This window comes from Caballeronia sp. GACF4, assembly GCF_023631025.1.
Taxonomy (GTDB): domain Bacteria; phylum Pseudomonadota; class Gammaproteobacteria; order Burkholderiales; family Burkholderiaceae; genus Caballeronia.
This window is the reverse complement of the sequence record NZ_JALQDW010000026.1, coordinates 88,497-111,271: the sequence shown is the minus strand read 5'-3', so window position 1 is coordinate 111,271 and position 22,775 is coordinate 88,497. Positions and strand designations below refer to the sequence as shown.

The window sequence follows — 22,775 nt, the reverse complement described above, 5'->3', positions numbered from 1 at the left end:
TCTTGCGGTTGGGGATGAAGCGCAAGGGCAAGGCCCAAGCAATGCGCTCGCTTCATGCGCAACCGCTACGCGATCTGGCCTTCGGCCGAACCGCCCGCGGCTCTGACGGCGAGCGCGTCGCCGACATCTTCCATATCGGCCAGCGAATCGCTTGCATCCGCCAGGCCGAGATTGCGTCGCCAACTCGCGGGCGGCGTGCCGAACTCGCGCTTGAACGCGCGATTGAACGCCGCCTCGGATTCATAACCCACTTGCTCGGCGACGGCCGCAAGCGAGCTGGTCCCGTTGCGCAATTCCTGCGCGGCAATCTGCAGACGCCAGCGCGCAAGATATTGCATAGGCGGCTGGCCGAGCAGTTGCGTGAAGCGCTGCGCCAGCGCGGAACGCGAGAGGCCTGCCTTGCGTGCGAGTTCATCGACGGTCCAGCCGTGTGCCGGCTGCGCGTGCAGCAACGCGAGCGCGCGTCCCACGAAACGATCGCTCACGCCCGCGAGCCAGCCTTTGCGATCGTCCGGCAATGCGTCGATGCAGCGCCGCACCGCTTCCACGAAAAGCAATTCCGACAATCGCGCCAGCACGATCGCGCTGCCGACGCGACATTCGGCGGCCTCGACAGCCGCGAGTTTGAGCGATGTTTCGAGCCACGCCGATTGCGGGTCGTTGCGCATGTCGACCTTGAACAAGCGCGGCAGTGCCGCGAGCACGGGATTGGTCAGGGTATCGTCGCAAGCGAGAAAGCCGCAGATGAGGCGCGTGTGCGCGCCGCCTCCGCCATAACTCAGCTTCATCACTTCGCCCGGCGACGTTTCCAGATACTTCGAAAGCATGGCGCTTGCCGACGCGGGCGTGAGTTCGAGCGAACTGCCCATCAGATGCGCTTCGCCTTGAGGCACGACAAGCAATTCACCCGCGCTCACGTAAATGGCGGAAGCGGGGTCGCCTGTAAGCGAGGCCCAGCAACTGCCTTCCGTGATGAGGTGATACGAGACGATGCGCTCGGTGCGCGGCAAAAACGTCGCGCACAAGTCGGGCGTTGCATGGCCGAAGACGCACCAGGGCGCTGTGAATTCGCCATTTAGATAAACCGCCCCGCCGAGACGCACGAGGCGAAGCACGTCGGAAAGCGCATCCATGTAGGCGCCCATCAGTTTCGGCGTCCTGCGCAAAATATCTGGACGCGTGGTCATTCCATAAGCCGGCTCGCGTGCTGATACTAGCACTCATGCGAACTTGCAACAACGAACGCGAAACGGTTCGTCGGACGAGACGCGCATCCACGAAATCAGGAGGACGGCATGAGTCAGGCAGAGGAATATCGCGGTCAATGTTTTTGCGGTGCAGTGCAATTCACGGTACATGGAAAACCAGAAGGCATGGGCTACTGCCATTGCGCGTCGTGCCGAAGCTGGTCGGCAAGCCCGCTCAACGCCTTCACGCTCTGGCAGCCCGAGGCATTGGAAGTGACGCGCGGCGCGGATGATATCGGCACTTACAACAAGACCGAGAACAGCTATCGCAAATGGTGCAGGAACTGCGGCGGTCATCTCTTCACGGAACATCCGGGGCTCGGGCTCGTCGATGTCTTCGCCGCCAACCTGACGGACTTTCCCTACGAAGCCGGTGTGCACGTCAATTACGCCGAAACGGTGTTGCGCATGAAAGACGGCTTGCCCAAACTGAAGGACTTTCCAGCCGAATTGGGCGGCTCGGGCGTGAGCGTGGCCGAATGATCGCTAGATTGCCCGTTGCCGCGCGGGCAGTCTCGATTGCGATATCGCGGCGCCATCGGAATAGCAGCACATCATGCATGTCGCATCGCTGCCCTTGCCTTTTCAGGAGTTCGTCATGACCGCAGCCGATCCCGCTTTCTCGCCCGCCGCCGACCTCGCCGCCGTCAAGGTTCGTCAACAAGCCGCCTGGTCGACGGGCAACTACGCCGTCGTCGGCACCACGCTGCAGATCGTCGGCGAGAATCTTTGCGAAGCGCTCGACTTGCGCGCGGGCAGCCGCGTGCTCGACGTCGCCGCCGGCAACGGCAACGCGACCCTCGCCGCCGCGCGCCGCTGGTGCGATGTCACGTCGACCGATTACGTCGCCGCGTTGCTCGATGCAGGCCGCGCCCGCGCCACGGCTGAAGGGCTCGCCGTGCAGTTTCAGGAAGCGGACGCGGAAGCGCTACCCTACGCCGACGCATCGTTCGATATCGTGATGTCCACGTTCGGCGTAATGTTCACGCCCGATCAAGCCAAGGCGGCCCGCGAACTTGCCCGCGTGTGCAAACCAGGCGGCAAGATCGGGCTCGCGAACTGGACGCCGGAGAGTTTCATCGGACAAGTGTTCAAGACGATCGGCAAATACATTGCGCCGCCAGCCGGCGTGATGTCGCCTGCACTCTGGGGCACGAAGGCGCGGCTCGACGCGCTGTTCGACGGCAGCGCGCAGGAAATCGTCGCGACGAGTCGTGATTTCACGTTTCGGTATCGCTCGGCCGCGCATTTCATGGACGTGTTCCGCACGTATTACGGGCCGATGAACAAGGCTATCGGCGCACTCGAAGGCGAGCGTCAGGCGGCGTTTCTAGGTGAGATGATGGCGCTGATCGAGAGCCGCAATCGTTCGGGCGACGCGACGCTCGTGCTGCCAAGCGAGTATCTCGAAGTCGTGGTGACGCGGCTGTGAAAGGCTCGAAACGCCGCCGGCTTTTCGACTGCGGCTCGCGCCTGTGGTCGTCCGTCTGCCTCTTGGGCCTTCGATACGGCCCCGTGCTTCTGGCGCTGCCGCTCTGCTCGTCGGTATGTTTCTTCGGATGGCGGTTCGCGTTGTCGACTTTAGGGCTGGGTGTTTAGGCCGGTTTCGCCACGCTCGCGTGCGCGGCGAAACCGGTGCGGTCATCGTGTGTTATTCCGTCAGGTGCTACCCTGCGAGGCGCGAATGCCGCAAAGGGCCCGATATCCATGAGACAGGCGATCACCATCAGAACCGTTGCGAGCGCGCTCTTGCTGCTGCTCGCTTCGCTTCACGCGTTCGCTCAATCCTCGCGTCCGTCCGATGCGCAGATGCTCGGCATTCTGCTCGTTGCGAATCAGGCCGAGATTGCGACCGGTCAGCTTGCGTTGCGCCGGACGCAATCGCGCAGCGTGCAGAGCTTCGCGAGCCGGATGGTCTCGGAACACGGACAGGTCTATCAGGAAGGCTTGGCGCTGTTGCAAAGACTCGGCGCAGAGGCGCAGCCAAGCGGCGTAAGCGACGACCTGACACGACAAACGCGCGATGACCTGCAAACCCTCGACAACGCCGATGCCCGCGATTTCGACCTTACTTATCTGAACCGCGAAGTCTTCTTCCTGCAACAGCTCGTGAAGTCCGTGGATGGCTTCATCCGTTCGACTGCGAGCGCCGATCTCAAGACGTTGCTCGTGCGCTCGCGTCCGTCCTTCATTTTGCAACTGGATCAGGCGCACAGGCTGCAACTGGCGCTCGATCGTCCGGGCTTTTCGCATTGACAAAAAAACGCGGCGGCCCGGAAAGGCCACCGCGTTTGTCGAACAACGCTTTGCAGCGATTACTTCAGGTCGAAGCGGTCTGCATTCATCACCTTCGTCCACGCCGCCACGAAGTCGCGCACGAACTTCTCCTTGCCGTCTTCGCTTGCATAGACTTCGGCGAGCGCGCGCAGTTGCGCATGCGAACCGAAGATCAGGTCGACGCGCGTTCCCGTCCACTTCACCGCGCCGGTCTTGCGATCGGCGCCTTCGAACGCGTCACGCGCTTCCGTGATCGGCGTCCACTCCGTTTCCATATCGAGCAAGTTGCGGAAGAAGTCGTTGGTCAGCGTCTCCGGCTTGTCCGTGAACACGCCGTGCGTCTCGGTCCCGGCGCGCACGTTCAAGACGCGCAAGCCACCGACGAGCGCGGTCATTTCAGGCGCGGTCAGGTTCAGCAACTGCGCCTTGTCGATCAGCAACGCTTCCGCCGGCACGCCGTACTTTTGCTTGAGATAGTTGCGAAAGCCATCGGCGGCGGGTTCGAGCATGCCGACCGATTCCGGGTCCGTCTGATCCTGCGACGCATCCATGCGGCCCGGCTTGAACGGCACGCTCACCTTGTGCCCCGCCTTGTCCGCGGCCTGCTCGATACCCACGCCGCCCGCAAGCACGATCAGATCGGCAATCGACACTTTCTTGCCGCCCGACTGCGCGCCGTTGAACTCGCCCTGAATGCCTTCGAGCGCCTTCAGCACCTTCGCCAGTTGCGCCGGCTGATTGACTGCCCAGTCTTTTTGCGGCGCGAGACGAATACGCGCACCGTTCGCGCCGCCGCGCTTGTCCGAGCCACGGAACGTCGAAGCCGATGCCCACGCGGTCGTCACCAGTTCCCCGACCGATAACCCTGCCGACGCGATTTTCTGCTTCAACGCGGCCACATCCTGCTCGTCGATCACGGGATGATCGAGCGCGGGAATCGGGTCCTGCCAGACGAACTCTTCCTGCGGCACTTCCGGCCCGAGATAGCGCGCACGCGGTCCCATGTCGCGGTGCGTGAGCTTGAACCACGCCTGCGCGAAGGCATCGGCGAACTCTTGCGGGTTGTCCTTGAAGCGGCGCGAGATCTTCTCGTAAGCCGGATCGAAGCGCAGCGACAAGTCCGTGGTCAGCATGGTCGGCCGCAGCTTCTTCGACGCATCGTGCGCGTGCGGAATCGTCTCCGCCGAATCTTTGGCGACCCACTGATTCGCGCCCGCCGGGCTCTTGGTGAGTTCCCATTCGTGGCCGAAAAGGTTCTCGAAGAAGCCGTTGCCCCATTGCGTCGGCGTCGAGGTCCAGGTGACTTCGAGACCGCTCGTGATGGTGTCCGCGCCACGGCCCGTGCCGAACGTGCTGTTCCAGCCGAGGCCCATGGTTTCAAGTTCGGCGCCTTCCGGCTCCGCGCCCACGTTATCCGACGGACCCGCGCCGTGCGTCTTTCCGAAGGTGTGGCCACCCGCGATCAGCGCGACGGTTTCTTCGTCATTCATGGCCATGCGGCCGAAGGTATCGCGAATATCGTGCGCTGCCGCAAGCGGATCGGGGTTGCCATCCGGGCCTTCCGGGTTGACGTAGATCAGGCCCATCTGCACCGCGCCAAGCGGATTTTCCAGGTCGCGCCCGCCATCCGTGCGGCTTTGTTCGATGCCGTGCATTTGCGCATCGGCGGTGATCACGCCTTCATCGTCGTCCTTGCCGGCCGCGCCCTTGCCGTAGCGGACATCGCCGCCGAGCCAGGTTTTTTCGTTGCCCCAGTAGACGTCCTGGTCCGGCTCCCACGTATCTTCGCGACCGCCCGCGAAACCGAGCGTCTTGAAGCCCATGGTTTCGAGCGCGACGTTGCCGGTGAGAATCAGCAGGTCAGCCCACGAGATTTTCTGACCGTATTTCTGCTTGATCGGCCAAAGAAGGCGTCGTGCCTTGTCGAGACTGACATTGTCCGGCCAGCTATTGAGCGGCGCGAAACGTTGCTGACCGCGCCCGCCGCCTCCGCGTCCATCGCCGGTGCGATACGTGCCCGCGCTATGCCATGCCATGCGGATGAAAAGCGGACCGTAGTGGCCGAAGTCGGCGGGCCACCACTCCTGCGAGTCGGTCATGAGCGCGGCGAGATCTTGCTTGACTGCCGCGAGATCGAGACTCTTGAAAGCTTCCGCGTAATTGAAGTTGCTGTCGAGCGGATTGGACTTGTTCGAATGCTGACTGAGCAGGTCCACGCGCAACTGTTTTGGCCACCAGTCACGGTTCGTCGTGCCACCGCCAGCGGTGTGATTGAACGGACACTTCGATTCGTTTGACATGCGTTACCTCCTTGGGGGACTTGCCTCTGCTTGCTTGTTTTACATGGCGCCGACGCGTGGTCCCGTGTGGACGAAGAAAGCGCCGGCTGTGTCGATGGGTCCGACCTTGGATTCAGGTTGCCGCCGATCATTCGTTGGCGTCGCGCGTCTGACATGGTGCGGCGCACAAGCATCGTGTCGATGACAGCCGGCGGCATCCAACAATATATGTGAGAGCCGTCTGCAGATGAAATGCATTTGTGGCAATGCCGCCGATAGAACGCCCCTATAAGAATAGCGAGGCTCGCGAGAATTTGCAGGTGGAGTGTGAGCGACGGTCCGACGCCCTGGCGTTACGTCAAGTCGTCCATTCGGGAAATAGGCAGCAAGTCGGCGATGTTGGACCATTTGACAACACACTGAGGCGTTGTCAAAATGTCCAACACCAAAGCGGTTTTGATTGAGGATCGCCGTAGCGCCATCACTGCGAGCGGGTTTGCCGAAACGGTCATCTGGCGGCTTCCGCATCCTGTACCGGGATGCCGGCACCTTTACAAGTATCGTCTTGCTTACGTGATTTCCGGCCAGTGCGTGCTGCGTTACGACAACGAGCGAGATAAGGGCGACCATCGCCATTTCGTAGGTAACGAAACGCCCTACATGTTCTCCACGATCGAAAGACTGCTTGCCGACTTTCAAGCGGATGTGAATATATGGAATAGATGGAGGTCAAGATGAAGAAAACTGCGACGATCGGAATCTCCTCGCTCGATGAAGTCACCGAGCAGATTCTCGCGGCAGTGAAAAACGGCAAACCGCTCCACGGCCGCAACTTCTCCTACGCCACGCCCGAGCTCCTCTTTCGCACCTTCACCACGCCGCGCTGGCGCATCATTCGCGTGATGACGGGCGCGGGGCCGATGTCCATCCGCGAGCTCGCCCGCCGGCTCGAGCGCGATGTGAAGGGCGTGCATCGCGATGTACAAGCGCTTTTGCAAGCCGGCCTCATGGAAAACGATGCGAACGGCGCGATTGTCTTTCCCTACGACACCGTGCACGTGAATTTCAAACTGAAGGCGGCCGACTTATCGCCGTTGGCGAGCGAGCGCGAGTCGGCAGCCGCGCCTGTTGTCGAAGATCGCGCGGCCTTGCCTCAACGTGCGCCGAGTACGCCACGCACATCACCCGCATCACGCGTATCACGCAAGCGCGCCGCAAGCGCACGACCGGCGGGTAATCGCTAGCCACCTAACTCCAGTCGTCCATGTCGTGCTTGATGCTGTGCCGATTTGCAATGAGCGTCTCAACGCTGGGCTCGTTATTCATCGCACGCTGAATGGCGAGCTTGGTCGCTTCGTAGTTCGTGCGATACATGTCTTTCTTGTCGAGGTTCGCGTCGGTGGCGCAGCGCGGGTCGATCCACACGAGGCTGATGATGCACAGATCGTTGGCCTGATCCTTCGGCAAGATGCCTTCGATCAAGCAATCGACCACTGCGTCCGCCGTCGCGGATTGCACCACGCCGCCGAACAGGTCGATATTCGCCATGTCCTTGAGCGTGACCTTCGGGACGATGATCGTCGCCGGACGCACCAACTGGTTGCACGCGCGGATGGCGAACATGGCGGTATGCCCTTTCGACTGCGCCATCATGTTGGCGAAGGCGTGACCGACCGGCCCATCCACGCGGCCGATCAGGATTTCGGGCATTGCATCGGTGGCTTGTCCGGGGGCGGCAAAAACGGTGGCCTCGCCGGCGCGAAACGTCAGGTCCAGACTCATGGTGTCTCCTTGCAGGGCTCGAAGTGGTCTAAGGAGAACAGCCAATGCAAGGACGATGCCAGAATGGGTTCGGAGCCCGAGGCGCTTTATCGATCGACGATCACGCGCTGGCTGTACCAAAACAGTAACCGCTCAGCGTGACACTCTGTCCATCTCGCGACAAGCGCGACCTGCTCAGAACGTCGACAACGTCAACGTGTTCTGCACGGACTTCACGCCCGGCACGCCTTCCGCGATATGCGTCGCCAGGTCGACCTGCGCCGTCTCCGGCACCCATCCCTCCAGCACTACGGCGCCGTTATTCGCTCGCACGGTGATGCCGCTCGCGCGCAAGCCTTTCGCTTTCTCGAGCGCATTGAGCACTCGCCGCACGAGCGCGCGGTCCGCAGCTTTCGACGATGACGCCGCCGCGCCCGTTACCGCCGAAGCCACTGTCACGCTTGCGGGCGACGCAAATTTCGCGGCGCCGCCCTGCGCGAACGCACACACCGATGCCATGCCGACACATGCAAGCGCCGCTGCCGTCGCGCGCACTCCAATTCGAATCAGAACCATAACCACCTCTCATGTGAAAACCAGCGCTTACTTAGAACCGATGTGTCATGCCCGCCGCGACCAGCGTTTCCGTTGCATTGAGCCCGTTCGGCGAGATACCCGGCCAGCCCGCCGTCGACGTGCCGTTGTTCTTGAGAAAGCCCGCGCGCCCGTAGAACGCCGTGCGCTTCGAGATGCTGTGATCGAAGCCCGCTTGCACGAGCCACGCGTTGTCGTGCACGCCACGCGCGACGCGCTGCATGGCCGCGATCTCGATGGTGTCGGCGGGCGTTGCCTGGATCGTCGCGCCTGCTTCCATCGTGCTGAACGGATGCCCGGCGTTCAGACGCGCGGCAAGCGAACCCGCGGGCGTATCCTTCGGGCGGTGATAGGCGTAGTTGAACTGGAAGTTCACCGGCCCGACGCGATAGGCAAGCGCGCCCGTGAAGTGCTCCGTGCCGAGCGTCGGCAGCGTGGCGGGCAGGCCCGGCATGGTCTTCAAACCCGGATGCTGATTCTGATAAGCGACGCCCGCGTAGAGGCCGTGCCCCGTGTAACTCGCGGCGATGTCGAGCATGTTGCCGGTGGTCAGCGGGTACGGCTGCGCGACACTCGCCGCGAGCGCGTACATGCCCCGCAGCTCGACACCTCCCATGTTCTGGGTCTTGTAGACGATGGCGTTGCTCGAACGCCCGCCAGCCGTTTGCGTGGCGAGCGTATTGCGATCGACAGTCGTCGAGGCGGCGGCGAGCGGCGAGAGCGCTTCGTTGGCACGGAACGGGTCCGACGGATAGAGCAGCCAGAAGGTCGGCTGGTACTGACGCCCGACTTGCAGCGAACCGTACTTTTCGTGCGTCAGGGCAACCCAGGCCTGTCGATAAAACATGGCGGACGAGTCCACCTGCGACGTGCCGTTGTTGACGTTGAAGCCGCCTTCGAGCGTGAATACCGCCTTCAATCCGCCGCCCAGATCTTCGCTGCCTTTGAAGCCGAGCAGCGAGGCGCTATTGCCGCCGCTTCTGAGCGACCACGATTGCTGCCCGCCATTGGCGAGAAACTGGAAAAACGTGTCCGCCACGCCATACAACGTGACGCTGGACTGCGCGGCCGCGCTTCCTGCTGTCAGCCCGAGTATGGCGGCGCATAGCCCTTTGCTGCTGAAGCGCATGCATGTCTCCTGGTTATATCCTGCCGATTCGCGGCGAAACATCGCGATCGGGCGATGACCGCCATTGCAGCCACGTCATCGCCCTTCGCAGCCAGTGTTGCAGCAGCGCGCGGCAAGGCGACCCCCCTTGCAGGGTGGGGGATGGGATAACCCCGATTGTTCAGCATGTCTTATTATCGAGATGCATCGCGATTTGAGCGCAACGCGCGATTCCGCTATCCTGTTGCAACCGTTACCAAAACGCCCCGCCGATGCTCACCCTCGACTCCCGCGACACCGCCATGCTGCAGGGCGCTTTCGGCGCCGGCCCCGCGCTTGCCATGCGCATCGTCGCTGCGACGGCGCGTGTCATGGACGCCAGCGCGCTCATCGACGTCACCTGCGCGCATATCGACGGCTGTCTGTATCACGGCGCGGCGAGTCTCGACTTCGTGGAACGTTTCGTCGCGAGCGGCGCGAAAATCGCGGTGCCGACCACGCTCAATGTCGGCTCGCTCGATCTGATTCACCCGGAGCTGTATCGCGGAGATTCGGCAACGGCCAACGCGGCGAAGCGCCTGATGAACGCGCATCTCGAACTCGGCTGCGAGGCGAGCTTCACGTGCGCGCCGTATCAGTTGAAGCATCGGCCGCGGCTCGGCGATCAGATCGCGTGGGCGGAATCGAATGCCATCGTGTTCGCCAATTCCGTGCTCGGCGCGCGCACCAGCCGTTACGGCGACTTTCTGGATCTCGCGGCGGCCATTACCGGCCGCGTGCCGCATGCGGGCTTGCATGTCACAGAGAATCGCGCGGCGCGGGTGGTGATCGAAGCGCCGGACTTGAACGCGTCGTCACATCGCGACGCCGACTTCGCCACGCTCGGTTTCCTGCTGGGCGGCGAAGCGGGCGCCACGGTCGCGGCCATCACCGGTTTGCCCGGCGACACCAGCGAAGACGAACTCAAGGCGCTCGGCGCGGCGGCGGCATCGAGCGGTTCGGTGGCGCTTTTTCATGCGGTCGGCATCACGCCCGAAGCGCCGACGCTCGATGCCGCGCTGCAAGGCCGCAGGCCCGAACGGACCATCCGCGTGAGCGCCGCCGATCTCGCCGCCATCCGCCGCCGCTGGAATCAGGCCCGACCCGGCGCTCCGCTCGCCGCCGTGAGCCTCGGCACGCCGCATTTTTCCGTCGATGAATTCCGCGCGCTCTCGTCGCTCTTCGACCGCTACAAAGGTGCCATGCGTTGCGACTTCTACGTGAATACGAGCCGCTACGTGCTCTGGCAACTGGAAGACGACGGCACGGCGGAGCGGCTGGCCGCGCGCGGCGTGCAGATCGTCGTGGACACCTGCACGTACATCACGCCGGTAATGAAGCAGATCACCGGTCTCGTCATGACCAATTCGGGCAAGTGGGCGCATTACGCGCCCGCGAATATCGGCGTGACGGTGGCCTTTGGCAGCATGAACGAATGCGTACGCTCGGCGTTCGAAGGAAAGGTGTGTATCGATGAAGCCAACTAATTCCTTGAGCGCCACCGTGCTCGTTCCGGGCCGGGCGCGTGGCCTTTCCATAGCCCTTGCGCCGCTCAGTTTCTGGGGCGGCTACGACGCAGAGCGCGGCGTCATCGTCGACAAGACGCATGCGGGTTGCGGCCGAAGTCTCGCCGCGCGCGTGCTGGTCATGCCGCGTGCGCGCGGGTCGAGTTCGAGCAGCAGCGTGCTTGCCGAGGCCTTGCGCAATGGCATGGGGCCGTGCGGCATCGTGCTTGGCGAGCGCGATCTGATTCTGTCCATTGGCGCGATCACGGCCAACGAGCTGTACGGGCTGAACGTGCCCGTCGTCATGGTCGATGAACCCGCGCTCGCCACGCTAGGCAAAGGCGAATTCATGCTCGAGATCGACGCACCGGATCACGAAGACCCAACGCGCGAGGCATGCATTCGCGTCACCGCGCCATGATCGCCTCGACCACCGCGACAATCTGCTGCGCCGCGATCTTCACATGCTGTTCGAGCAGCTTCGCGCCGAGTTTCGCATCGCGCTTGCGGCATGCGGCGACCATCGCCATGTGCTCGTCGTGCGACTGCTGACGGATCGGCACCTGCTTCACCTGAAACCGGAAATAGCGGTCGCTGCGGTCGTGCAGCACGCGCAACATCTGCAGCGTGATATCGCGGTGCGCAGGCACGTAGAGCGTTTCGTGAAAGCGCCAGTTGAGTTGCCCCCAAATGCCGGATTCCGCGCCGTCCATCTCCGTGACGAGATTTTCGGCCCGGGCAATTTCGCCTTCGGTGATATGCGGAATGGCTTGGGAAAACAGCCACGGCTCCAGACGCAAGCGAATCTCGAACGTCTCCTGCACTTCCTCGATCGACAACTCCGCCACGTACGCGCCTTTGTGCGGCACGTTGGTCAAAAGGCCCTCACCCGTCAGACGCGTGATCGCTTCACGAATCGGCACGCGGCTCACGCCGAGCTCATCCGCGAGCGCTTCCTGCCGCAGCGCTTCTCCGGGCGCGAGATCGCCGCTCAGAATACGCTGCCGGATAGCGGTCGTGACGAGTTCGACCGTGGTCGTGCGCACGATCTTGCGGGTGGCGTCGCTCGCGGCGGCGGGTCTTGATTTCGGCGCGGCCAATGGCATGGCGTGGGTCTTCTTGGTTTCTGCTGCGGACATTCGGCGCGGGAATCGTAGCACGCGGCCTAGAGCAGCTTCTCGCGCACCCACGCGCCGTTTTTCATCACGCCGGAGATGCGCTCGCCTTGCCCCGTCAAGACGCGAATGTCCTTGAGCGGATCGCCGTCGACGACGAGCAAGTCCGCGTACGCGCCCGCCGCGATCACGCCGAGCTTGCCCTGCATGTTGAGGATGTCCGCGCCCACGGCAGTGGCCTGGCGAATGGCTTCGAACGAGCCGACGATATCCGCGCGTATCGACAGTTCGTCGCTCTGATACTCGTGCATCTCGCCCAACAGATCCGTGCCGAGGCCCATTTTCACGCCGCGCTCGTGCAGCAGTTCGAGCGCCTTCAACCCTTGCACGCGCACCGCTTCGTTCTTTTCGAGCGACAAGGCCGAAATGCCGATCTGCGCGCCGACGCGGTTCATCGCGTCATAGACGACGAGCGTCGGCACCGCGAACGCGCCGTGTTCGGCCATGACATCGGCGGCTTCTTCATCGATGAGATTGCCGTGCTCGATGGTCCGCACTCCGAGCTTCACCACGCGCGCGATGGCTTTCGGCGTGTACGCATGCGCCATCACGTAGGTCTGATGCGACGCGGCTTCCTCGACGGCGGCCTTCACTTCATCGACGGAGAATTGCAAATTGCCGATAGGGTCCGTCGGCGACGCCACGCCACCCGACGCCATGATCTTGATGTGATGCGCCCCGGCGCGCATCTCTTCGCGCACGGCCTTGCGCATGGCATCGACGCCATCGACCACGCGGCCGATCGCGCCCATGTTGCGGCTGCAGCCGCACGGGTCCGGGTCGGAGTTGTCGAAGCGCTCGCGGAAGTCTCCATGACCGCCGGTTTGCGACAGCGCCTTGCCCGCGACGAACAAGCGCGGCCCCGCGATCACGTCTTCCTCGATTGCGCGCGACAACGCGTAATCCGCGCCGCCCGCGTCGCGCACGGAGGTGAAGCCGCGATTCAACATGCCCGCGAGAATGGGCACGGCGCGCAGCACGGCGAACGTGTTCGGCAAACGGCTGTTGTTGCCGAGATGCGCGACCGATGCAATGACATGCACATGGCAATCGATCAGGCCGGGCATCACCGTCTTGCCGCCGACATCGATCACTTGCGCGCCGCTCGCCTCTACCGGCTCGCGCGTGACTTCGCGGATGGTGTCGCCATCGATCACGACGGAATAGCGGCCGTCGTCGCGTTCGTGCTCGGCGTCCAGCACGCGTGCGTTCTTAAGAATCAGCATGACGTTATGCTCCTTTTCACTTCAGCAGGAATCCGTGGGCCAGGGGATCGCGGTCATCGACGAAGAGAGTGTTGTGGCCCGTGATGCGCGCCCAGCCTTCGATGGTCGGCACGATCGCGTCGTACTCGCCGACTCGCGCGGCCGATACCGGCACGCCTTCGAACAGCGTCCCGATGATGCTTTCATGCACGAAACGCTCGCCTATCTTCAAGCGCCCTTTCGCGACGAGTTGCGCCATGCGCGCCGAGGTTCCGGTGCCGCACGGCGAACGGTCGATGGCCTTGTCGCCATAGAACACCGCGTTGCGCGCGCTCGCGCCTTCGACTGTCGGCGCACCGGTCCACATGACGTGGCTGAGGCCGCGAATCTGCTCGCTTTCCGGGTGCACGAAGCTGTACTTCTCGTTGGCCTTCTGCCGCAGCAGCGGGCTCAGGCGCTGAATGTCCGATGGCTTGAGCGCGTGCAGACCTTCGAAATTGCGCTGCGGCTCGACGATCGCATAAAAATTGCCGCCATAAGCGACATCGAAACGAATCTCGCCTAAGCCTTCCACTTCGACGGAGAGGTCCTGCGAATGCAGATACGAAGGCACGTTGACGAGTTGCACCGAATCCACGTGTTCGCCGTTGACGCGATAACGCGCGATGACTACGCCCGCTGGCGTATCGAGCCGCAAGACGCCCGGCTCGCGCGGCCGCACGAGACCGTTTTCGATCGCCGTCGTCACGGTGCCGATGGTGCCGTGTCCGCACATCGGCAGACAGCCGCTGACTTCGATGAAGAGAATCGCGAGATCGCAGTCGTCGCGCGTCGGCGGATAGAGAATGCTGCCCGACATGACTTCGTGGCCGCGCGGCTCGAACATGAGCGCGGTGCGAATCCAGTCGAACTCGCGCAGAAAATGCGCGCGCTGCTCGATCATGTTCGCGCCGGCAAGCGGCGGCGCGCCGCCCGCGACGACGCGCACGGGGTTGCCGCACGTATGACCGTCGATACAAAAGAACGTGGACTTCACATTAGTGCTCCGTTCATTGAGCGAGCGCACGCACGTTGGCGAGCGCCTTCTCGACGATCGCGATGGTGCGCTGCCGCTCCTCGCCTTCGAGCACGAGACGCGGCGCCTTCACGTATTCCGGATAACCCGCCGTGATGTTTTCGGCGAGCTTGATGTATTGCACGAGCTTCACGTGCGTGTCCAGATGGAACAGGTCGATCAATGCCCGATACAGCGCACGCGCCTTGTCGTATTCGCCATTCACGGCGAGCTTGAGCAGTTCGACGGATTCGCGCGGCACCGCGTTGGCCATGCCCGATACCCAGCCCTTGACGCCGAGCGCGACGGATTCCAGCACGAGATCGTCCACGCCGCAGAACACGGTGAAGCGGTCGCCGAAGCGCGCATAGAGATCGGTGACGCGAGTCGTATCGTAGGTTTCTTCCTTGATCGCGACGACGTTGGCTTCGTCCTTCAGTTGTTCGAGCAAGTCGGGCCGCATGTCCACGCCATAACCGCGCGGATTGTTGTAGATCATGAGGCCGAGCTTCGTCGAGCGCGCAATCGACCGATAGTATTCGACGGTTTCTCTATCGTCCGAGCGATAAGTGAGGCCCGGAAACACCATCAGGCCCTGCACGCCGATGGCTTCCGCATCCTTTGCGAACTGCATGGCGTTGGCCGTGTTCAGTTCGGCGAGACCGGAGATCACGGGCACGCGGCCGTTCACCGTTTCGACCGCGAGCTTGAGCACCGTGCGCTTTTCCTCGGGCGTGAGTTGCGCGTTCTCGCCGACCATGCCCATCATCACGACGCCGCCTACGCCGTTGTCGAGCAGACGATTCAGCCCGCTCACGATGGCGTCCTGATCGAGCGCGCCGGTAGCGGTGAGTTTGGTCGTGACCGCGGGGAAAACGCCTTGCCAGTTGACTTGCATCTCTTCTCTCCTGTCGTTTGGTCAGTGCTGAAAACGTGCGATGGAATAAGGTTCGAGGGGCACGCGCGGCATGCGCTCGCCGAGCACATCGGCGACGAGCGCGGCCGTGGTCGCCGATTGCGTCAGACCGAGATGGCCGTGTCCGAATGCATAGACCACGGATGGCGCGCGTGGCGAGACGCCGATTACCGGCAGCGAATCCGGCGTGGACGGGCGATGCCCCATCCAGTTGACCGCATCCGTTTCGTCGATATCGGGCAGAAAGCGCCGGCCGAGCGCAAGCAACGCCTCGCTGCGCCGATAGTTCGGCGGCGCGGCGAGCCCCGCGAATTCCGCCGCCCCGCCGATGCGCAAACCGATATCCAGCGGCGTCGCGACGAACTTGCGTTCCGCGAAGATCACTTCGCGCGACAACGCAATGCCGTGCCTGGGCAGCGTCGCGTTATAGCCGCGTTCGCTGTCGAGCAACACGCGGTCGCCGACAGACTTCGCAAGCGTCGCCGACCACGCGCCCGCCGCCACGACGATGCGGCGGCCGAAGACGCGGGAGCCGTCGTCGAGCAGAACGCCGTCGGCGGGTTCGAGCGCGCGCGCGACGCCGGTCACGAAGCGCGCCCCCAACGCCATCACGCGTTCGCGCAGCAAGGTCACGAGCCGGCGCGGATCGCCAATATGCGACCAGTCGTCGAGAAACACGCCATGCCGGAACACCGGCGCAAGCGCTGGCTCGGCGGCGCGTACTTCGTCCTGATTCAGCGTATGCCAGCGCACGCCAAGTTCGCGCTTGAGCGCCCATTCGGGCTGATCGGCGGCGAAGGCCGCATCGGTCTCATAGACGGTAAGCGCGCCGCGTCGATACAGCATCGCGGTGGCGCCGATATCGTCGAACATCGGCAAGATGTCTTCGTATACGCGATTGTTGAGCCGCGAAAGCGCACGCGAGATGGCGTCGAACCGCGCGGGTTCGGCCGCGCGCCGAAACGCCATGAACCACGGCAGCGCGCTTGGCACGTGTTTCCAGTCGAGCGCGAGGGGCCCGAGCGGGTCCATCAGCCACTTGGCCGCTTGCGTGAACATGCCGTGCACGGCAATCGGCGTGTTCTCCGACACGGCGATACCGCCCGCGTTGCCGTGCGACGTGCGGTCGCCTTCGAAGTCGCGATCGATCAACGTCACGCTCGCGCCTTCGCAGAGCAGCGCCCACGCGCACGACAAACCAACGACGCCCGCGCCGACCACGATCACATCCGCTATTTCCTGCCGCGGCTGGCTCATGGCTTCGCGCGCGATTTGATGAGCTTGTCGTCGACGGCTTCGAGCCACGTGTCCGACAACGTGAAGCCCGTCTGATAGCGGTCGGTCGGATCCACGCCCACTTGCGAGATCGCGCTGATCCACGCCTGTCCCGCGACCACGGGCACGACTGCGGGCACATCGCCGAGTTGCGTCAGCGAATCGATACGGCTTTCGAAGCGCGAGCCGATGATCGATTCATGCACGAAGCGCTCGCCCGCTTCGATCAGCCCTTTCGCGTGCATCACCGCGAGCCGCGCCGATGTGCCGGTGCCACATGGCGAGCGGTCGCAGCGTCCGGGAGAGACGATCACGGTATTGCGCGAGGTCAGGACGCCGTTTTCGCGCCGCAAGGGCATGACGAATTCGGTCTGCGTGATGCCCTTGATGTTCGGGTTCAGCGGATGCGGCGACGGCAATTGCTCGGCCGCGGCGGCCTTGATCGTTTGCCCGAGCTCGCATAGTTGGCGCGCTTCGTCGGGCGTGATGGCAAAGCCGAGCTTTTGCGCATCGACGATGACATAGGTCATGCCGCCGTAGCCGACATCGACTGTCAGCGTGCCGACGCCTTCGACCTCGATCGTCTTGTCCAGATGGTTCGCGAAGGCCGGTTGATTGGTGAACTCGACTTGCGTCACCTTGCCGTTTTCGCAGCGGCAGCGCACGTGAATGAGACCGGCGGGCGCTTCGAGCACGAGTTCGGTGACGGGCTCGGTCATCGGCAGGATGCCGGTTTCGAGCAGCACGGTGGCCACGCAGATCGTGTTGGAACCGGACATCGCCGGATATTCGGTCGATTCCGCGATCACGTAGCCCATCTGCGCGCGCGGATCGGTCGGCGGCAATAGAAAGTTCACGCTCTGGTTGGCCGAACCGCGCGGCTCGAAAATGCAGATGCGGCGCAGGTCGTCGCGCACTTCTTCGAGATGCATCATCTTGTCGAACATGGTGGCGCCGGGCACGTCGAAGACGCCGCCCGTCACCACGTTGCCCACTTCGCCTTCGGCGTGGCAATTGACTACCGTGAGAGTTCTGCTCCAGCGCATGCGAAAGTCCTCATTGCAACGGTTGATGCGCCGTTTCCCGGATCGTCGCGACCGTGATCGTCGAGAGCAGCGCCGCGAGCATCACGAAGTACGCAGGCGAGACGGGCGAACCGGTGGCCTTGATGAGCGAGATCGAAATGACCGGCGCGAAGCCGCCGAACACCGCATTGGCGATGCCGTAGCCGATCGACATCCATGTCGTGCGGATCTTCGTCGGAAAGAGTTCGGAGAGCACGGCGGGGCCGACGCCCGAGAAGATGCCGATCAACACGCCGCCCAGCACCTGCACGAGACCGACGACCAGCGCGGACTTGTATTCGAGCATCAAGTGAAAAATCGGATAAGGCAGGATCAGGAACGCGACGCAGCCGATAGCGTAGATCGGTTTGCGTCCGACGCGGTCCGACAATGCGCCCCAAAACAGAATGGATGCCGTCATCGCGAAGAGCCCCGCCGTATTGAGCCAGAGCGCCGCCGACGAACTCATGCCCGCGTACTTCTGCGTGAACGACGGCAGATAGTTGAGCAACGTGTAGAGCGAGACCGTCCAAACGATCACGAGCCCGCAAGCTTGCAAGCCGAGCAGCGCGGGCGCGCGATGCGGCGGCGGCGCGACATCGCTTGCCTGCGCGAAAGCGGGCGTCTCTTCGCTGCGTTTGCGGATGATCCAGCCGATCGGCCCGATCACCACCGCGCCGATGATGAACGGCACGCGCCAGCCCCAGTCGAGCATGGCTTGCGAGGACAGCGTCGAGGTCATCAACGCGGCCGCGCCGGAGCCGAGCAGCGTGCCGCCTAGCGTGCTGCATTGCTGGAAGCTGCCGTAGAAGCCGCGGCGGTTTTGCGGCGCCCATTCGACCAGAAACGCGACCGCGTTACCAAGCTCGCCGCCGACCGAAAGGCCTTGCAGCATGCGCGCGGCGATGAGCAGGATCGGCGCGTAGATGCCGATCGACGCATACGAAGGGATCAGCGCCATGAAGAGCGTGGCGGCGGCCATGAGCGGCATGACGAAGGTGAGCGTCCACTTGCGGCCTTTTTTGTCGCCGAGCCATCCGAAGATGAGCGCGCCGAGCGGACGCGCCGCGAAGCCGAGACCAAACGCGCCGAAGGTGCCGAGCATGGCGGCGAACTCGTCGCCAGCCGGAAACATGACCTTGGCGATGACGGTGGCGAGAAACGCGTATGTCCCGAAGTCGAACCATTCGAGCACGTTGCCGACGACCGCGGCGGTGACGGCGCGACTGGTTTGCGTTCTGGATGGTGCTCGGGCGGTGTCGCTGGTGGCGTATGCGCCGGCGACGGTCTGCGCTTGGTCGGTCATGGTGGCTCCCGGGGCGGTCGGTTCGAAGGCGAAACGGGATGCGGCTGAGGGGCATTCTGAACCAGAAAGTTTTATGAATCAAGGATTTTGGATCCAATATAAAAGAACGATCGATCCTTTAACGCCAGCGCGCTCGCCCATTCCACAGGCATATCTGATTCAAAGTGTTGTTGCGGCTTGCGGAACCTTTACTTCGCGCGTCCAATGCCCGGGGTTGCCGGGGGGTTCATCGACAAACCATAGCTTGGCATTACTTAGAATAACGAGATAGAGAAAAATGAAGCCCATTTTTGGGGATGGCAACGCGAAGCCTTTTCACCTCGCGACAGACGACACGCGCGGCGATGCATCGCCGTCGTCGGCGCCGGTCCTGCGTGACGCGGCCAAAACGGTTCGCGAAGCCTCGGCCGAACTACTCACCGACGATCAGATCGACCAGCTTGGCGCCACGGCCGGCGAGCGCGTCGCCAGCCTTTCGCAGCGTCTTCTGTCCGAGGCGCGTGCCTCCGACGCCGACCACTTTGGCGAGTTGCTCAACAACCTGATCGTGACCGCCAAGGGCCTCGACCCTGCTTCCATCCAAAAACGCGGCCTGGCCGGGAAACTAGTGTCGATGTTCAGATCGACCCGGGAACAGTTGCTCGCCCAGTTCGATTCAGTGGAGAAGCGCATCGGTACGCTCGTCGTCGAACTGGAGGCCACGGCGAGCCGGCAGAACCGAGATATCGCGGAACTGGATCAGATGTACGCGGACAACTACGAAACGTTCCGCCAGTTCGAAGCGGCCAAGGCGCATGGCGAGGCTTCGCTCGAGTCGTACCGCGTGGCGCTTGCGCAAGAGCCTCAAGCCGGCGACGCGTTCGCCGCGCAACGCATGATGGACACGCGTCGCCGCGCAAACGCACTGGCGCAAAAAATCGACGACTTGAGCCGCGCCATGCTGATGGCCGAACAACTCGCGCCGCAGATCCGCATGGAGCAGGATCACAAGCGAACGCTCATCTCCAAGTTCGGCACGGCGAAAACCGTGTTGATTCCCGCGTGGACCAACGCGTTCTCGCTTTACATCAAGCAACTGAGTTCGAAGAAGGCGGCCGACCTCGCGAACGCCACGTTCGATGCCGCCGACATGGCGCTACGCGCGCAGGCCGACCAACTGCATGCCAACGCCGGCGCGGTGACGAGACTGGCGGAGCGTCCCGTCATCGCGACCGAAACCTTCGAATACACGCAACAGAAGTTGTTCGCCGCGCTCGATGAAATGGCAAAGATCATCGACGAAGGCCAACGCAAACGCAAAGCCGACGAACCGCGGCTGCGCAAGCTCGAGCAGGATCTCATCGCCCGGTTCAACGACCGTAACCACTAAAAGAAAAATCTCGCATGTCCATCAACAATCTCAATAAGCCGGCCCTCGCTGCGCGCGCCGACAGCGTTTCGATCATCCTGAGCAAGCGTAGCCTGCCGCGTCCGCCCGTCGTGCGAGTAGCGGCGGCGCTGGACATCTCGGGTTCAGCGAAGGGTCTGTACGAATCCGGGATCATCCAGGAAACGCATGACCGCATGCTTGGCATCGCCATGAAGTTCGATGACAACGGCGAAATCGATACCTGGACCTTCACTGACACCTTCGACCGCCTGCCAACGGCGACGCCCGAAAACTATGGCGCCTATATCACCGAAGAGGTGATGAAGAATGCGTCGGTGCGCAAGTGGGGCGCGACGGAATACGCGCCTGTGATGACGGATATCGTCAATTTCTTCTTCGCGGCGGCAGCGCCCGATGCGAACGACAAGCCTGGCTTTTTCCGCCGGCTATTCGGCGCGCCGCAGAACGACGTCACCGTCGCCAATGCCGCACCCGCCAACAACATGCCCGTGTGGGTCCTGTTCGTGACGGATGGACAGAATCCTGCTTTCGACCGCGCGCGCGTCTGGAAGCTGCTGCGCGAGACGCAGAAGTTCCCGATCTACTGGTCGCTCATCGGCGTGGGTAATCCCGACGAATTCGCCTTCCTCGAAGAAGTCGCCGAGCAATTGCCGAATGCAGGCTTCCTGCATCTCGAATCGCTCGACATCTCCGATCAGGCGATCTACGAGCAACTCATTACCGAGGAATTCTGTGACTGGGTGCGCGGCAAGTAAGCGATCCATCACGGCCATTTTTTCTCTTGAGCAATACATGATCAAGCAATTCAAAATCCCGTTCGCGTTGACGTTCATCGCGCTCGTGCTCGCATTCCTGATCGGCGGCGTGAAGGACATGATCCTCGTGGCCGTGCTGTGCGTGCTCGAAGTCTCCCTCTCACTCGATAACGCCGTGGCCAACGCGGCCGTCCTGCGCAACTGGTCGGACAAGTGGCGCGACCGTTTCATGACGTTCGGCCTGCCGGTCGCCGTGATCGGCATGCGGCTGCTGTTTCCGCTGCTGATCGTCGCGGTGGCGGGCGGCATTGGCTTGTGGCAGGCCGCCAGGCTCGCGCTCGAAGCGCCGAATCAGTACGCCGCCATTCTGACTTCGGCGCATCACGAAGTCTCGGCATTCGGCGGCGCGTTTCTCTTGATGGTGTTCTTCGGCTTCATGTTCAACGCCGACAAGGAAGAACATTGGATCGAGGTCATCGAGAAGCCCTTCGCGCGACTGGGCCGCCTCTCTGCGATTGAAGTGGCGCTGACGCTCGGCATCATCGCGCTCGTTTCCACCCAGTTGCCGGACGGCGAGCGCGCATCGTTTCTGCTGGCGGGCGGCGGCGGCGTCATCGCCTTCATCGTCGCGCATGGCGTCGGCGATCTGGTCGGCGGCGACGCGACCGGCGAACGGATCGTGCGCGAAGGCGTCGCGGGTTTCATGTACCTCGAAGTACTCGATTCGTCGTTCAGCTTCGACGGCGTGATCGGCGCATTCGCCTTGACCAACAACATCTTCCTGATTGCGCTCGGACTCGGCGTGGGCGCGGCTTATATCCGACAGATGACGCTGATCCTGCTCAAGAAAGGAACGCTTGCGCAATATCGCTTTCTGGAACACGGCGCGTTCTGGGCGATCGGCGCGCTTGCGGCAATCATGCTGTGCGTCAACGTCGACGTTCCGGAAGTAGTCACGGGGCTAATCGGCGCATGCACGATCGGCGTTGCGGTCGTCAGTTCGATCATCGTGCAACGTCGCGAAATCACGCGCGACGCGACTTCCGACAACCCTGCTTCCTGATCCAGACGCGCCGCCCAGAATCGCGGCGCGATCCAAAACCTTCAAACGAGAGCAAGTAATCCATGTCAATGATCAATCTGTCCAAAGGCGGCCGGATCAATCTGTCGAAAGAAGCGCCGCACGCAAGCAAGTTCCGCATCGGCCTGGGGTGGGACGCCAATGCCACCGATACCGGCGACAACTTCGACCTCGACGTCTCCGTTTTCCTGTGCAAATACGACGAACAGAGCAATCCGAAGCTCTTGTCGCAGAAGCACTTCATCTTCTACAACACGGAAATTCGCACGCTCGACCGCGAAACCACGTTTTTCCAGCCCGGCGACGAATGGCCACGAAAGGGCATGTCGTCGTCCGAGTGTCTCGGCGTCGTGCACAGTGGCGACAATCAAACCGGTAGCGGCGGTGGCGACGACGAAGTCATCTTCATCGACAGCAAGAAACTCGAGGCTGCGGTGGACGAAATCTCGGTCGTCGTGACGATCGATCGCGCAGCGGAGCGCAAGCAGAACTTCGGACAGGTTCGCAACAGCTACATCGAAATCTCCGAGGAAGATACCGGCAAGGTGCTCGCCCGTTATCCGCTCGAAGAAGATTTCTCGCTGGAAACCGCCGTGCAGGTGGGAAGCTTCTATCGTCGCGACGGACAGTTCATGTTCAAGGCGGTCGGCATGGGCTACAACCGTGGGCTCGCGGATTTCGTCGCCGCTTATGGCGGCCGCGTCGACCGCGCCTGAAACGGAGATCTGTTATGGCGTGGCGTAA

General features: G+C 62.7%; 23 protein-coding genes. 11 read left to right on the top strand and 12 right to left on the bottom strand.

The annotated features are described in order from the left end of the window. Nucleotides 1–65: 65 nt before the first annotated feature. Nucleotides 66–1,133 (bottom strand): AraC family transcriptional regulator, encoded by a 1,068-nt coding sequence (locus NCR40_RS24425; RefSeq protein WP_250511103.1) that lies wholly within the window; start codon nt 1,131–1,133, stop codon nt 66–68. Between the two features lie 162 nt (nt 1,134–1,295). On the opposite strand from NCR40_RS24425, the gene NCR40_RS24420 reads away from it, so the two are divergent. From NCR40_RS24420 to NCR40_RS24410, 3 genes are all read left to right on the top strand, one after another. After that, nucleotides 1,296–1,730, top strand: a complete 435-nt coding sequence (locus NCR40_RS24420) for a GFA family protein (protein WP_250469130.1) — start codon at nt 1,296–1,298, stop codon at nt 1,728–1,730. Between the two features lie 115 nt (nt 1,731–1,845). Next, nucleotides 1,846–2,679: a class I SAM-dependent methyltransferase gene (locus NCR40_RS24415; RefSeq protein WP_250510928.1), complete on the top strand. Its 834-nt coding sequence runs from the start codon at nt 1,846–1,848 to the stop codon at nt 2,677–2,679. A gap of 275 nt (nt 2,680–2,954) precedes the next feature. Next, nucleotides 2,955–3,503: a DUF4142 domain-containing protein gene (locus tag NCR40_RS24410; RefSeq protein ID WP_250510927.1), complete on the top strand. Its 549-nt coding sequence runs from the start codon at nt 2,955–2,957 to the stop codon at nt 3,501–3,503. A gap of 59 nt (nt 3,504–3,562) precedes the next feature. Here NCR40_RS24410 and katG read toward each other — a convergent pair whose 3' ends face one another. Further along, nucleotides 3,563–5,824, bottom strand: coding sequence for a catalase/peroxidase HPI (gene katG, locus NCR40_RS24405; protein WP_250510926.1), 2,262 nt, complete (start codon nt 5,822–5,824; stop codon nt 3,563–3,565). 414 nt (nt 5,825–6,238) lie between these two features. Between katG and NCR40_RS24400 the strand changes: the two genes are divergently transcribed. Both NCR40_RS24400 and NCR40_RS24395 read left to right on the top strand, forming a co-directional pair. Next, a complete protein-coding gene (locus tag NCR40_RS24400) occupies nt 6,239–6,541 on the top strand; it encodes a toxin-antitoxin system TumE family protein (protein ID WP_250494436.1) in 303 nt (100 codons plus the stop codon). Then, nucleotides 6,538–7,047: an HVO_A0114 family putative DNA-binding protein gene (locus tag NCR40_RS24395; RefSeq protein ID WP_250510925.1), complete on the top strand. Its 510-nt coding sequence runs from the start codon at nt 6,538–6,540 to the stop codon at nt 7,045–7,047. The genes NCR40_RS24400 and NCR40_RS24395 overlap by 4 nt, the downstream gene beginning before the upstream one ends. Before the next feature lie 4 nt (nt 7,048–7,051). Here NCR40_RS24395 and fae read toward each other — a convergent pair whose 3' ends face one another. The 3 genes from fae to NCR40_RS24380 form a co-directional block, all read right to left on the bottom strand. Then, nucleotides 7,052–7,585, bottom strand: a complete 534-nt coding sequence (gene fae, locus NCR40_RS24390) for a formaldehyde-activating enzyme (protein ID WP_244829773.1) — start codon at nt 7,583–7,585, stop codon at nt 7,052–7,054. Between the two features lie 174 nt (nt 7,586–7,759). Then, nucleotides 7,760–8,140 carry a BON domain-containing protein gene (locus NCR40_RS24385; RefSeq protein ID WP_250469120.1) on the bottom strand — a complete coding sequence of 127 codons (381 nt, stop codon included), beginning with the start codon at nt 8,138–8,140 and terminating at the stop codon, nt 7,760–7,762. A 31-nt stretch (nt 8,141–8,171) separates the two neighbouring features. Then, on the bottom strand, nt 8,172–9,287 hold the full coding sequence (locus NCR40_RS24380; protein ID WP_250510924.1) for a porin: 1,116 nt from the start codon (nt 9,285–9,287) through the stop codon (nt 8,172–8,174). 251 nt (nt 9,288–9,538) lie between these two features. On the opposite strand from NCR40_RS24380, the gene NCR40_RS24375 reads away from it, so the two are divergent. Together NCR40_RS24375 and NCR40_RS24370 are read left to right on the top strand one after the other, a co-directional pair. Continuing rightward, nucleotides 9,539–10,792 (top strand): aconitase X, encoded by a 1,254-nt coding sequence (locus tag NCR40_RS24375; protein WP_250510923.1) that lies wholly within the window; start codon nt 9,539–9,541, stop codon nt 10,790–10,792. Continuing rightward, nucleotides 10,779–11,231 carry an aconitase X swivel domain-containing protein gene (locus tag NCR40_RS24370; RefSeq protein ID WP_250510922.1) on the top strand — a complete coding sequence of 151 codons (453 nt, stop codon included), beginning with the start codon at nt 10,779–10,781 and terminating at the stop codon, nt 11,229–11,231. The genes NCR40_RS24375 and NCR40_RS24370 overlap by 14 nt, the downstream gene beginning before the upstream one ends. Here the strand turns inward: NCR40_RS24370 and NCR40_RS24365 are convergent. Genes NCR40_RS24365 through NCR40_RS24335 form a run of 7 tightly spaced genes read right to left on the bottom strand, consistent with a single transcriptional unit; the run spans nt 11,218 to nt 18,805 of the window. Further along, nucleotides 11,218–11,916 (bottom strand): GntR family transcriptional regulator, encoded by a 699-nt coding sequence (locus NCR40_RS24365; protein ID WP_250511102.1) that lies wholly within the window; start codon nt 11,914–11,916, stop codon nt 11,218–11,220. The genes NCR40_RS24370 and NCR40_RS24365 overlap by 14 nt on opposite strands. Nucleotides 11,917–11,975: 59 nt before the next feature. Beyond that, entirely contained in the window at nt 11,976–13,211 is a 1,236-nt protein-coding gene (locus NCR40_RS24360) for a metal-dependent hydrolase family protein (RefSeq protein ID WP_250469113.1), read from the bottom strand. 16 nt (nt 13,212–13,227) lie between these two features. Beyond that, on the bottom strand, nt 13,228–14,226 hold the full coding sequence (locus NCR40_RS24355) for a 4-hydroxyproline epimerase (RefSeq protein WP_250510921.1): 999 nt from the start codon (nt 14,224–14,226) through the stop codon (nt 13,228–13,230). A 13-nt stretch (nt 14,227–14,239) separates the two neighbouring features. After that, nucleotides 14,240–15,142, bottom strand: a complete 903-nt coding sequence (locus tag NCR40_RS24350) for a dihydrodipicolinate synthase family protein (RefSeq protein ID WP_250469109.1) — start codon at nt 15,140–15,142, stop codon at nt 14,240–14,242. A gap of 21 nt (nt 15,143–15,163) precedes the next feature. Continuing rightward, entirely contained in the window at nt 15,164–16,417 is a 1,254-nt protein-coding gene (locus NCR40_RS24345; protein WP_250469107.1) for an NAD(P)/FAD-dependent oxidoreductase, read from the bottom strand. Beyond that, nucleotides 16,414–17,481, bottom strand: coding sequence for a proline racemase family protein (locus NCR40_RS24340; protein WP_244829787.1), 1,068 nt, complete (start codon nt 17,479–17,481; stop codon nt 16,414–16,416). Before NCR40_RS24340 ends, NCR40_RS24345 begins: the two co-directional genes overlap by 4 nt. Nucleotides 17,482–17,491: 10 nt before the next feature. Continuing rightward, nucleotides 17,492–18,805, bottom strand: coding sequence for an MFS transporter (locus NCR40_RS24335; protein WP_250510920.1), 1,314 nt, complete (start codon nt 18,803–18,805; stop codon nt 17,492–17,494). A 277-nt stretch (nt 18,806–19,082) separates the two neighbouring features. On the opposite strand from NCR40_RS24335, the gene NCR40_RS24330 reads away from it, so the two are divergent. The 4 genes from NCR40_RS24330 (at nt 19,083) to NCR40_RS24315 (ending at nt 22,747) form a co-directional block, all read left to right on the top strand. Beyond that, nucleotides 19,083–20,174: a toxic anion resistance protein gene (locus NCR40_RS24330; RefSeq protein ID WP_244829791.1), complete on the top strand. Its 1,092-nt coding sequence runs from the start codon at nt 19,083–19,085 to the stop codon at nt 20,172–20,174. Between the two features lie 14 nt (nt 20,175–20,188). Beyond that, nucleotides 20,189–20,950, top strand: coding sequence for a VWA domain-containing protein (locus tag NCR40_RS24325; RefSeq protein ID WP_250510919.1), 762 nt, complete (start codon nt 20,189–20,191; stop codon nt 20,948–20,950). Between the two features lie 37 nt (nt 20,951–20,987). Then, nucleotides 20,988–22,013 carry a DUF475 domain-containing protein gene (locus NCR40_RS24320; RefSeq protein ID WP_250510918.1) on the top strand — a complete coding sequence of 342 codons (1,026 nt, stop codon included), beginning with the start codon at nt 20,988–20,990 and terminating at the stop codon, nt 22,011–22,013. Nucleotides 22,014–22,081: 68 nt separating this feature from the next. Next, entirely contained in the window at nt 22,082–22,747 is a 666-nt protein-coding gene (locus tag NCR40_RS24315; protein ID WP_250511101.1) for a TerD family protein, read from the top strand. Nucleotides 22,748–22,775 lie beyond the last annotated feature (28 nt).